The sequence below is a fragment of the Citrobacter sp. W9 genome (genome assembly GCF_026719375.1).
Lineage (GTDB): Bacteria > Pseudomonadota > Gammaproteobacteria > Enterobacterales > Enterobacteriaceae > Citrobacter > Citrobacter werkmanii.
Window position 1 is genome coordinate 1 of record NZ_JAPPTE010000042.1, and the last position, 11,328, is coordinate 11,328.

The window sequence follows — 11,328 nt, forward strand, 5'->3', positions numbered from 1 at the left end:
TTCATCAAGGACGCCACTATCGCCAGTGGTGCTATCCAAGCAGCGGCAATCGAAACACCTGAGCCGGTGACCAATATCTACAACATCAACCTTGGTATCCAGCGTGATGAGCCGGTGCAGAACAAGGCAACCATCAGCACCGATAAATTTGAAGTTAAATCTGGTATTGATGCCTATCTCGAAGCGTTGATTGAAAACGCGCTGAAAAATGCAGCTGAATGTGCGGCGCGTGATGTCGCAAAGCAGGTGGCGGCATACAAGAAAGCGATGGATGAACTGGCAAAAACAATTCGCAAAGCTATTCACAATGAATGCTTAGTTGGTGGAATTATTTGGCAGCGCTTTGGGCGATAGCCTGCGGAGGTTATATGCGTCTAACTGTATTAGATGACGATCCCGGCAGGAAGATTAATCTCGGTGTAGAGCGATACGCTGTTTTTCTCGATGGTATTGAGGTTAAGCATGTCTTCACTGCTGACGATGAGAAGGGCGAAGTAATCGCAGCCGTTCCTGATGAGCGTGGTTATATGACGACAGAGAACGGTGAAGTGAAGCGGCATACGCTTTACGGTTCTGTGAGGATTGAACCATGCCAGCGTTAATCCCTCGCGCATGTCGCAAGAGAGGTTGTCCCGGTACGACTACGGACCGTTCAGGCTACTGTGAGCAGCATCGCAATGAGGGCTGGCAGCAGCATCAGCAGGGTAAGAGTCGCCATGAGCGTGGCTACGGCAGCAAGTGGGATATCAAGCGCGCCCGCATCCTGAAGCGTGATAATCATCTGTGTCAGAACTGCCTGCGTACTGGACGTGCTGTCGCGGCCACAACCGTTGACCATATCAAGGCTAAGGCACATGGGGGTACCGATGATGATTCGAACCTTGAAAGCCTGTGTTGGCCCTGCCACCGCTCGAAAACGGGGCGTGATCGTTTCAAATGATAGTAATTATCATCAACAGGCGTAGAGGGGAGGGGGAGGTCAAATCCCTGTAGCCGGGCGACCAAAGGACCGCCGCCTAGCCTTTCTTCACATCGCCGCAGGTTAGAAAACTTTTTTTGGGGTCCCCCAGCCGATGATTAATAGGAGTTTTCGATTATGTCAGGACCGCCGAAAACCCCTACCCATCTGCGTTTGGTGAGGGGTAACCCATCCAAACGGCCGATCAACAAAAACGAGCCGCAGCCACCTAAAGGGGTCCCCCCAGTTCCCAAGCATTTCGACAAGCAGGGGAAGTACTGGTTTAAGCGGATGGCTGAAGAGTTGGACGCCATCGGTGTGATCTCCCAGCTTGATGGGCGAGCCCTTGAACTGCTTGTGGAAGCGTATACCGAATACAGACATCACTGTGACACGCTGGAGATTGAGGGGTATACGTACCGAACTGAAACGCAGACTGGTGACGTCATGATAAAGGCACACCCGGCTGCAATTATGAAAGCTGACGCCTGGAAGAGGCTGCGAGCCATGCTTGGTGAGTTCGGAATGACGCCTGCCAGTCGCTCGAAGGTAAGTACAAAAACTCCGGGCGAAGTTGATCTTATTGCTGAATTTATGAAAGCGAGGGACTGATGGCTAAAGTTTCTGATGGCATACGTTACGCCGAACGCGTCGTTGCCGGGGAAGTTATTGCCTGTGAATATGTCCGTCTTTCCTGCCAGCGATTTCTTGATGATCTTAAGCACGGTGAAGAACGTGGCATCTATTTCAGCGAGCCCCGCGCACAACACATCCTCAATTTCTATAAATTCGTGCCTCATGTTAAAGGAGCACTGGCAGGCCAGCCGATTGAGCTGATGGACTGGCATGTTTTCATTCTGATCAACATCTTCGGTTTTGTTATTCCCCTGGTAAATGAAGAAACAGGCGAAGTTGAGCTGCGTAATGATGGCAGCGGCCGTCCGGTGATGGTTCGCAGGTTTCGCACGGCATATAACGAAGTCGCCCGTAAAAATGCCAAATCGACATTATCTTCTGGCGTTGGTCTTTATATGGCTGGCGCCGATGGTGAGGGCGGGGCAGAGGTTTATTCCGCAGCGACTACGCGGGATCAGGCTCGCATCGTTTTTGAAGATGCGAAAAACATGGTTAAAAAAGCGAAACCCACACTTGGGCGACTGTTTGAATTCAATAAACTGGCGATCTACCAGGAGCAGACAGCATCCAAGTTTGAACCGCTTTCTTCTGATGCCAACAATCTTGATGGTCTCAATATCCATTGTGGCATCGTCGACGAACTTCATGCGCATAAAACCCGTGATGTCTGGGACGTTCTGGAGACTGCAACCGGCGCACGATTGCAGTCTCTTCTGTTTGGCATAACGACTGCCGGGTTTAACAAAGAAGGGATTTGTTACGAGCTGCGCGATTATGCCATTAAGGTGCTGCGTGGCTATAACAGCGAAGTGGAAGGCGCTGTTAAGGATGATACCTTTTTCGCTATTATCTTCACGCTGGATAAGGATGATGATCCGTTTGATGAAACAGTCTGGCAAAAGGCTAACCCCGGGCTGGGTATCTGTAAGCGCTGGGATGATCTTCGACGCCTGGCAAAGAAGGCCAAAGAACAGGTTTCCGCCAGAGTAAACTTTTTCACCAAACACATGAATATCTGGGTGACCGCTGAGTCAGCCTGGATGGACATGATTAAGTGGGAAAAATGTGAGTTTATAGCCCCCCCTCATGAGCTGAAAACATACCCGATGTGGGCTGGCGTGGATCTGGCCCACAAGATTGATATTTGCGCAGCAGTAAAACTCTGGCGGGCAGACAACGGTCACGCGCATGCAGACTTTAAATTCTGGTTACCCGAAGGGCGGCTGGAAAAATGTTCCGCTCAAATGGCGCAGATGTATCGCAAATGGGCTGAGATTGGGAAGCTGGAACTGACCGATGGTGATGTTATCGATCATGCGCAGATTAAAGCTGATTTTCTGGAATGGATTAGTGGCGAAAACCTGAAGGAAACCGGATTTGACCCTTGGAGCGCGACACAGTTTAGCCTGGCTCTGGCAGAAGAAGGTGTGCCGCTGGTGGAGGTTCCGCAGACGGTCAGAAACTTTTCTGAGTCAATGAAAGAGGTGGAGTCTCTGGTCTACGGCGGGCGTTTTCATCACAGTAATCATCCGGTTATGAACTGGATGATGTCTAATGTCACCGTCAAGCCTGACAAAAACGACAATATCTTTCCGAACAAATCCACACCCGAAGCAAAAATAGACGGTCCCGCTGCGCTATTTACTGCAATGAGCAGAATGCTGGTTAACGGTGGTGGTGAAGCTGATTTCCTGTCCACACTCGACCCTGACGAAGATCTTTTAATTCTATGAAAACATTAATGACTGATGCTATTGGGCTGGCAGGGTTCGGTTCGCTCGCTGCTGGCGTATATCTCAAGTTCGGGCTGGCTTCATCTCTGATAATGTCCGGTAGTTTGCTTTTGCTTTATGCGCTGGTGGTCGCAATGAGGGGGAAAAATGCTGCTTGATGCCCTGTTTCGCAATGAACCACTGGAGAATCCTTCTACCCCAATTACGGGAGAATCAGCAGAAACGGACAATATTTTTGCCCGCGATGTTTTTGTCAGCCCCGAAACTGCGATGAAACTGGCGGCTGTTTACGCCTGTATTTATGTTATTTCCTCAAATATTGCACAGATGCCGCTACATGTGATGAGGAAAACCAATAACAAGGTTGAAGCAGCACGCGATCATCCGGTGTTCTACCTGGTGCATGATGAACCGAATGTGTGGCAGACCAGCTATAAATGGCGTGAGTTAAAACAGCGTCATATTTTGGGTTGGGGTAATGGTTATACATGGGTAAAACGTTCCCGGCGTGGTGAGGTTTCCGGCCTGGAATGCTGTATGCCGTGGGAAACCACGCTACTTAACACCGGAGGTCGTTACACCTATGGGGTTTACAACGAAGAAGGCGCGTTTGCTATAAACCCTGACGATATGGTGCATATCAGGGCACTGGGTAATAACCAGAAAATGGGACTCAGCCCGATCATGCAACACGCCGAGACGATCGGTATGGGTATGAGCGGGCAGGCATACACCAGTTCTTTCTTCAGTGGCAATGCCCGACCAGCCGGCATCATTTCTGTAAAAAGCCAGTTGAATGATGAAAGTTGGGGGCGTTTAAAAAGCATGTGGCAAAAGGCAGTTGTTGCGCTGCGTAGCCAGGAGAATAAAACAATGCTTCTCCCGGCAGAGCTGGATTACAAAGCGCTGACTGTTTCCCCTGTTGATGCGCAGATCATCGACATGTCTAAACTGAACCGCTCCATGATTGCCGGGATATTCAATGTTCCTGCACACATGATTAACGATCTCGAAAAAGCCACCTTCTCAAACATTACGCAGCAGGCCATTCAGTTTGTCCGCTACACGATCATGCCGTGGGTAACGAACTGGGAGCAGGAGCTTAACCGACGGCTGTTTACTCGTGCGGAGCTGGCGGCCGGGTATTACGTCCGGTTTAACCTGACAGGCCTGCTACGCGGAACCCCGCAGGAGCGTGCTCAGTTCTACCACTTTGCGATCACTGATGGCTGGATGAGCCGTAACGAGGCGCGAGCATTTGAAGATATGAACCCGGTAGACGGCCTGGATGAAATGCTGGTAAGCGTGAACGCGGCTAACCCGGCAGACGATTTTAAGGCACCAAAACCCGACGAGGAAAAAACCAATGAATGACCGTGAAACACGCTGCTATAGCGGGGAGGTTCGCGCGGAACAACGCACCGATGAGCCCACCCGCATTCTGGGTTACGGATCGGTGTTTAACAGTCGCTCGGAACCTCTCTGGGGTTTTCGTGAAATTATCAAACCCGGTGCTTTTGACGATGTGCTGAATGATGATGTTCGCGGGCTGTTTAACCATGACCCTAATTTTATCCTTGGTCGTAGCGCTGCCGGAACGTTGTCACTGTCTGTAGATGATCGCGGTCTGCGTTACGACATTACCGCGCCGGATACGCAAACCATTCGCGACCTGGTGCTGGCACCCATGCTGCGCGGTGACATTAATCAGTCGTCCTTTGCCTTTCGTGTCGCCCGCGACGGCGAACACTGGTACGAGGACGACGAAGGGGTAGTTATTCGCGAAATATCGAAGTTTTCCCGGCTGTTTGATGTCAGTCCGGTGACCTATCCCGCATATCAGGAGGCCGATTCCGGCGTCCGATCGATGAAAGCCTGGCAGGAGGCGCGCGACAGCGGTGCGCTACATAACGCCATTAATCAACGAATGGCGCGTGAGCGCCTGCTGACTCTTCTTAACGCGTAAGGAAAAACCATGAAACTGCATGAAATGAAGCAAAAACGTAACACCATCGCCACTGATATGCGTGCTCTGCACGATAAAATTGGTGATACCACCTGGACCGAAGAGCAGCGCACTCAGTGGAACGCCGCAAAATCCGAACTGGACGCGCTTGATGAGCGTATCGCTCGTGAAGAGGAATTGCGCCGCCATGATCAGTCTTTTGTTGATGAACAGGAGCCTGAACAGCGCCAGCGTCAGGAAAGTCCTGAAATGCAGGCAGAAGTGCGCCGTGCTGCTGCATTCGATCGTCTCCTGCGCCATGGCTTCGGTGAGCTGACTGCTGAAGAACGTCAGGCCGTTAAAGAACTTCGTGCGCAGGGAACGACACCTGATGATAAAGGTGGTTATACGGTCCCTACCCAGATGCGAAATGCCATCATTGATGCCATGAAAGCTTACGGCGGGATCGTGAGCGTTGCGCAAATCCTCAATACTTCAAACGGTCAGGATATTACCTGGTCCACTTCTGATGGTACAGCTGAGGAGGGGGAACTGCTTGCAGAAAACGCTGCAGCAACGGAGGGGGATGTGACATTCGGCACCGCAATCCTGGGGGCTAAAAAACTGTCATCCAAAATTATCCGCGTCTCCAATGAACTGCTGCAGGACAGCGGTGTAGATATTGAAGCATACCTGGCTGGACGTATTGCGCAGCGTATTGGCCGCGGTGAAGCCAAATATCTCGTGCAGGGTACCGGCGCTGGTACACCTCAGCAACCTAAAGGACTGGCGGCTTCAGTTACCGGGACTGTTTCTGCGGCGGCGGCCGCAGTATTCACCTGGCAGGAAATGAACAGCCTGAAGCATGCGATCGATCCGGCATATCGCGGTGGTCCAAGTTTCCGCTGGGCGTTTAATGACGGCACTCTTCAGGTAATCGAAGAGATGGTGGATGATCAGAAGCGCCCTCTGTGGCTTCCTGATGTTGTTGGTGGTTCCCCGGCAACCGTTCTTGGTATTCCCTATGTAATTGATCAGGCGATTGATGCTGCGGCAGCGAGTAAGAAATTCATTTTCCTTGGTGATTTCAATCGCTTCATTGTTCGCCGTGTTTCCTACATGACCCTGAAGCGTCTGGTTGAGCGTTACGCAGAGTATGATCAGACCGCATTCCTGGCCTTCCATCGCTTTGACTGCGTGCTGGAAGATACAGCGGCCATCAAAGCGCTTGTGGGTAAGGCGCCGTAATCAACACTTCTGCTGCCTCCTGATGCCGCGTAAGCGGTTTTTTTATGCCCGCAGTTCGCTGCGGGCCGGATAAAACGATGAGCGAAATGATAGAGAAGCTAAGGGCTCAGTGTCGGATCGATGCTGACGATACAACGGAAGATGAAATGTTGTTGCTCTACTACGGCGCCGCAAGGCGTATGGCAGAGAATTACATCAACCGAAAACTGTATGAAGATAAGGTACCTGAATCTGATCCTGATGGACTCAGTATTGCTGACGATATTTTGCTGGCATTGATGCTTCTCGTTGGGCACTGGTTTGAAAACAGAGAACCAGTCAATGTCGGAAATATTGTTACCACCTTCCCGTTTGGTTTTGAGTCATTGCTTCAACCATACCGATACATACCGCTGTAGGGAGGGATTATGCAGGCAGGTCGATTACGCCATCGCATTACTATCCTGAACTTTACTTCTTTTCGTGATACGACAGGCCAGCCGGTTGAAGAGTGGCAGGAGGGAAAGACCATATGGGCGGAAGTGCTGGGTATCAGTGGTCGTGAGCAGTTGCAATCAGGAGCAGAAACGGCACAGGCAACAATTCGGGTGTGGGTCCGTTTCCGGCGTGATGTGACTGCTGCGTCAAGATTAAAGGTGCTCACTGGACCATTTAAAGGCGCGGTACTGAATATCATCAGCCCCCCCATACCCGACAGTAAAGCCACCAGGCTGGAAATACTCTGTAAAAATGGAGCAGAAAAATGATTGATATCAGTCTGGATTTTTCTGGCCTTGAAGAGATATCCCGCGATCTGGAATTACTGAGCCGCGCCGAAAACAACAAAGTTCTGCGTGATGCCACTCGAGCTGGTGCTGAGGTTCTGAAAGATGAGGTGATATTAAGAGCGCCTGAACGAACCGGCAAACTGAAGAAAAACGTTGTGGTGCTGACGCAGCGATCACGTAAACGCGGTGATATTTCATCCGGTGTTCATATTCGGGGTCGAAACATGCGAACGGGTAACAGCGATAATTCAATGAAAGCCTCCGATCGACGTAACGCGTTTTACTGGCGATTTGTCGAAATGGGCACAGTGAATATGCCCCCACATCCTTTTGTCCGTCCTGCGTTTGATACCCGCGAAGAACTGGCGACGCAGGTTGCTATGAAACGCATGAACCAGGCCATTGATGAGGTGCTGAGTAAATGACGGAAGATGACCTTTATCTTTTGCTGAAGCCTCTGGCCGGTGGACAAGTTTATCCTTACGTTGCGCCGCTGGGTAGTGATGGTCAGCCCTCGATATCACCGCCATGGGTTATTTTTTCACTTATTTCTGATGTGACCGCCGATGTTCTTTGTGGGCAGGCCGAATCAGGGATATCAGTCCAGGTGGATGTTTACTCACTGACTCTCAAAGAGGCGCGGAATCTTCGTGATAGGGCGCTTCAGGTGGTTAAGCCACTCAATCCCACCAATATAAGCAAAACCCCTGGTTATGAACCAGAGAACCGGTATTACCGGGCGACGCTGGAATTTCAGGTCACTGTCTGACAAATCCATTAACTCACAGACCCGCTACGGCGGGTTTTCTATTTTCAGGAGACAAATATGTCCTCACTGTATGAAAAATCGCAGGGTACTAAAATTCAGATCACATCTGCGCCAGCGACACTGGATACGATTGGCGCCGCAACCTGGCTGGATTTGCACTGTACTATCAAAGAAGTCCAGTTTACTGGCGGTCAGAAGCAGGACATTGATGTCACCACACTGTGTTCAACCGAGCAGGAAAACATCAACGGCCTGGGCGCTCAGTCAGAAATCTCCATGTCCGGTAATTTCTACGTTAACCCGGCACAGGATGCGTTGCGTGAAGCTTACGATAACGACACCACGTATGGTTTCCGGATTGTCTTCCCGTCTGGTATTGGCTTCCAGTTCCTGTCTGAAGTCCGTCAGCATACCTGGTCTTCAGGAACAAACAGCGTGGTGGCCGCAACATTCTCATTACGACTAAAAGGTAAGCCGACGAAAATTGATAACGCGCTGCGCCTTACCACCGATCTGCCTGACACCAAATCCGTTTCCTCTGGTGCGGCTTTGTCACTGACGGTAGTAGCTGCCGGGGGAACAGCGCCTTATTCCTACGTCTGGAAGAAAGGCGGCAGCGCGGTTAGTGGACAGACGACAGCAACCTTCAACAAGGCAAACGCTGCTGCAGGTGATGCCGGTGATTACGTTTGTGAAGTTACTGACGCCTCCACACCTGCTGGAAAAGTTACCTCAGCAACCTGCGTCGTAACGGTAGCGTAAATCATCTTCTTTAATCAGGGATAAAAAATGGCTAAGAGTCTTAAAGAACTGGCGCTGGCTAAAATGTCAGGCTTTCGTCATAAAATCATTACGGTCCCTGAATGGGGCGGTGTGAAGGTTGTTCTGCGGGAACCTTCTGGCGAAGGGTGGTTACGTTGGCAGGAAATTGCAAAATCTGGTGCTGATGAAGAAGGCGAGGTATCTGTATCAGAAAAAGCACACCGTAATCTTTGTGCTGACGTCGTGCTGTTCATTGATGTCCTTTGCGATACCAACAAGCAACCGGTATTCAGCGTCGATGAAGAAGAGCAGGTACGTGAAATTTACGGCCCCGTTCACTCACGTCTGCTAAAACAGGCGCTTGACCTTATCAACAGCGCGGATGAAGCGCGGGAAAAGTCGCAACCCCCGGCGTAAAGTTTCTGATGGCGCTTGCGCTCCGCATGGGGCGCACGCTCTCAGAACTTCGGCAGACCATGACAGCAAGCGAGCTTTTGATGTGGATTGAGTTCGACAGGCAAAGCCCCATTGGCGATATTCGCGGTGATATTCAGGCTGCTCAGGTCGTCTCGGCCGTCTACGGATCACAGGGGGCAAAAGTAGCGTTGGAAGATGCGATCCTGCGCTGGGGTGGGGACGAGCAATCAGCATCGAATGACCCGTTTGCAGGGCTCGAGGCTGCATTAATAGCAGCAACTCAGTGACATTTATTCAGTAAGATAATAGGATTTACCTCATTGATGATGTTTAGGGGAAGGTCATGGAAATCTTACTTATTTCAATTGTTATTGGTCTGATACCTGCACTGATTGCAAGTAGCAAAGGACGCTCTTTTTTGGGGTGGTGGATTTATGGGGCTCTGCTGTTCATTGTTGCCTTAGTCCACTCTTTAGTTATTAAAAAAGATGTACAGTTTGAAGAAAAAGAGAAGCTGGAATTTGATGGTATGAAAAAATGCCCATTCTGTGCTGAATTAATAAAAAAAGAAGCCATCAAATGCAAGCATTGTGGTAGTGATTTGTTATCAAGTGATCATCCTACAAAAACAGATGAAGATTATCTTGAGGAAGCCCGACGAAAAGTCTGGGAAAAATAATAATACAAACCGCTTCGGCGGTTTTTTTGTTTCTGGAGAATGAACAATGGCCACCTTGCGAGAATTGATTATTAAAGTGTCCGCAAATTCACAATCTTTCCAGACAGAAATTTCTCGCGCTTCACGTATGGGACAAGATTATTACAAAACCATGCAGAATGGGGGGCGTCAAGCTGCTGCAGCATCAAGAGAGACACAGAGAGCGCTGGCAGAAGTAACAAGCCAACTTAATTCTGCAAAATCATCTGCTATGGGGCTTGCTGGCGCTTTCGCCGGTGCATACGCTACTGGGAATTTGATATCTCTTGCGGATGAATGGAGTTCGGTTAATGCTCGATTGAAGCAGGCCTCGCAATCAACTGATGACTTCAATCAGTCACAACGCACTCTGATGGATATTAGTCAGCGAACAGGAACAGCATTTTCAGATAACGCAAACCTGTTTGCACGCTCAGCGGCATCAATGCGTGAATTCGGTTATAGCTCCGAAGAAGTACTAAATGTTACTGAGGCTATTTCTACCGGATTGAAACTTTCTGGTGCAAGCACGGCAGAGGCGAGTTCTGTTATTACCCAATTCAGCCAGGCGCTGGCTCAAGGGGTTTTACGTGGTGAGGAGTTTAACTCAGTTAATGAGAATGGCGATCGCGTTATCAGAGCTCTTGCCTCTGGGATGGGGGTAGCCAGAAAAGACTTAAAGGCAATGGCTGACGCAGGCCAACTTACTGCTGACAAGGTTGTTCCGGCACTAATCAGCCAGCTAGGATCACTTCGTGAAGAATACAACGCAATGCCGCAGACTGTATCCGCTGCAACAACAAAAATTGAAAACGCCTTTATGGCATGGGTTGGCGGCGCAAATGAAGCAAGCGGTGTTAGTCGGACATTAACAGGCGCATTAAATGGGATTGCAGATAACATTGATGAGGTTGCAACTGCCGCAGGTGTTCTTGTTGCTGTTGGCGCAGCGCGTTGGTTCGGAGATATAGCATCAGGAGCATTTTCAGCGACATCTGGATTATTAAATGCAGCAAAGAGTGAAATTGCGCTTGCTGAAGCGCAAGTGAGAGGTACTCAAATATCCACGGCTCGCGCTCGTGCAGCTGTGTATCGGGCACAACAAGCTTTAATTGCTACTAGGGGAACTGATGCACAGGCAGCAGCGGAGAAAAGGTTATCTGATGCTCAAGCATCATTAATTAGAAATATTTCGGCAAGGACCGCAGCGCAGGAAGCCCTAAATAATGTGACATCGTTAGGTTCTCGATTGATGGGTGGTGCTCTTGGTGTCAACAACGGGTAAAAAGTGATCCACTTACCGCCACCACCAACGGTTTAATATTGATCCACCTTGTTTACTCAGGATTAGCTTCAGCTATAACCCCGGCCTTTCGTTTCTGCTTCAGTCGATAGC

The 11,328-nt window shown here is 50.0% G+C and carries 16 protein-coding genes and 2 pseudogenes; all 18 read left to right on the top strand.

Going from position 1 to position 11,328, the window contains the following annotated elements:
- Window positions 1-354, top strand: a pseudogene (locus OOJ59_RS27170) (Fur-regulated protein); the annotation flags it as partial.
- A 14-nt stretch (window positions 355-368) separates the two neighbouring features.
- Window positions 369-602, top strand: coding sequence for a hypothetical protein (locus OOJ59_RS27175; protein ID WP_046671254.1), 234 nt, complete (start codon window positions 369-371; stop codon window positions 600-602).
- Window positions 590-940 carry an HNH endonuclease gene (locus tag OOJ59_RS27180; protein ID WP_268063543.1) on the top strand — a complete coding sequence of 117 codons (351 nt, stop codon included), beginning with the start codon at window positions 590-592 and terminating at the stop codon, window positions 938-940. The genes OOJ59_RS27175 and OOJ59_RS27180 overlap by 13 nt, the downstream gene beginning before the upstream one ends.
- Before the next feature lie 156 nt (window positions 941-1,096).
- The gene (locus OOJ59_RS27185) at window positions 1,097-1,570 is read left to right on the top strand and encodes a phage terminase small subunit P27 family (RefSeq protein WP_058806101.1); all 474 of its coding nucleotides are present in this window, start codon (window positions 1,097-1,099) and stop codon (window positions 1,568-1,570) included.
- Window positions 1,570-3,327: a terminase large subunit gene (locus OOJ59_RS27190; protein WP_268063544.1), complete on the top strand. Its 1,758-nt coding sequence runs from the start codon at window positions 1,570-1,572 to the stop codon at window positions 3,325-3,327. The genes OOJ59_RS27185 and OOJ59_RS27190 overlap by 1 nt, the downstream gene beginning before the upstream one ends.
- Before the next feature lie 8 nt (window positions 3,328-3,335).
- Window positions 3,336-3,485 (top strand): hypothetical protein, encoded by a 150-nt coding sequence (locus tag OOJ59_RS27195; protein WP_163208360.1) that lies wholly within the window; start codon window positions 3,336-3,338, stop codon window positions 3,483-3,485.
- Entirely contained in the window at window positions 3,475-4,701 is a 1,227-nt protein-coding gene (locus tag OOJ59_RS27200; protein ID WP_268063545.1) for a phage portal protein, read from the top strand. Before OOJ59_RS27195 ends, OOJ59_RS27200 begins: the two co-directional genes overlap by 11 nt.
- A complete protein-coding gene (locus OOJ59_RS27205; protein WP_058806104.1) occupies window positions 4,694-5,293 on the top strand; it encodes an HK97 family phage prohead protease in 600 nt (199 codons plus the stop codon). The genes OOJ59_RS27200 and OOJ59_RS27205 overlap by 8 nt, the downstream gene beginning before the upstream one ends.
- 9 nt (window positions 5,294-5,302) lie before the next feature.
- A complete protein-coding gene (locus OOJ59_RS27210) occupies window positions 5,303-6,520 on the top strand; it encodes a phage major capsid protein (RefSeq protein WP_268063546.1) in 1,218 nt (405 codons plus the stop codon).
- A gap of 77 nt (window positions 6,521-6,597) precedes the next feature.
- On the top strand, window positions 6,598-6,918 hold the full coding sequence (locus OOJ59_RS27215; protein ID WP_038642103.1) for a head-tail connector protein: 321 nt from the start codon (window positions 6,598-6,600) through the stop codon (window positions 6,916-6,918).
- A 9-nt stretch (window positions 6,919-6,927) separates the two neighbouring features.
- The gene (locus tag OOJ59_RS27220) at window positions 6,928-7,266 is read left to right on the top strand and encodes a phage head closure protein (protein WP_268063547.1); all 339 of its coding nucleotides are present in this window, start codon (window positions 6,928-6,930) and stop codon (window positions 7,264-7,266) included.
- Entirely contained in the window at window positions 7,263-7,712 is a 450-nt protein-coding gene (locus OOJ59_RS27225; protein ID WP_268063548.1) for an HK97-gp10 family putative phage morphogenesis protein, read from the top strand. The genes OOJ59_RS27220 and OOJ59_RS27225 overlap by 4 nt, the downstream gene beginning before the upstream one ends.
- A complete protein-coding gene (gene gp17 / locus OOJ59_RS27230; RefSeq protein WP_268063549.1) occupies window positions 7,709-8,056 on the top strand; it encodes a tail completion protein gp17 in 348 nt (115 codons plus the stop codon). Before OOJ59_RS27225 ends, gp17 begins: the two co-directional genes overlap by 4 nt.
- A gap of 57 nt (window positions 8,057-8,113) precedes the next feature.
- Window positions 8,114-8,818 (top strand): immunoglobulin domain-containing protein, encoded by a 705-nt coding sequence (locus OOJ59_RS27235; RefSeq protein ID WP_058806108.1) that lies wholly within the window; start codon window positions 8,114-8,116, stop codon window positions 8,816-8,818.
- A 27-nt stretch (window positions 8,819-8,845) separates the two neighbouring features.
- Window positions 8,846-9,235 (top strand): phage tail assembly chaperone, encoded by a 390-nt coding sequence (locus OOJ59_RS27240; RefSeq protein ID WP_023993431.1) that lies wholly within the window; start codon window positions 8,846-8,848, stop codon window positions 9,233-9,235.
- A gap of 8 nt (window positions 9,236-9,243) precedes the next feature.
- Window positions 9,244-9,522, top strand: coding sequence for a phage tail assembly protein T (locus OOJ59_RS27245; RefSeq protein WP_171859217.1), 279 nt, complete (start codon window positions 9,244-9,246; stop codon window positions 9,520-9,522).
- A gap of 56 nt (window positions 9,523-9,578) precedes the next feature.
- A complete protein-coding gene (locus OOJ59_RS27250; protein WP_052910053.1) occupies window positions 9,579-9,914 on the top strand; it encodes a zinc ribbon domain-containing protein in 336 nt (111 codons plus the stop codon).
- Between the two features lie 46 nt (window positions 9,915-9,960).
- Window positions 9,961-11,214 (top strand): annotated as a pseudogene (locus tag OOJ59_RS27255) (tape measure protein); the annotation flags it as partial.
- Window positions 11,215-11,328 lie beyond the last annotated feature (114 nt).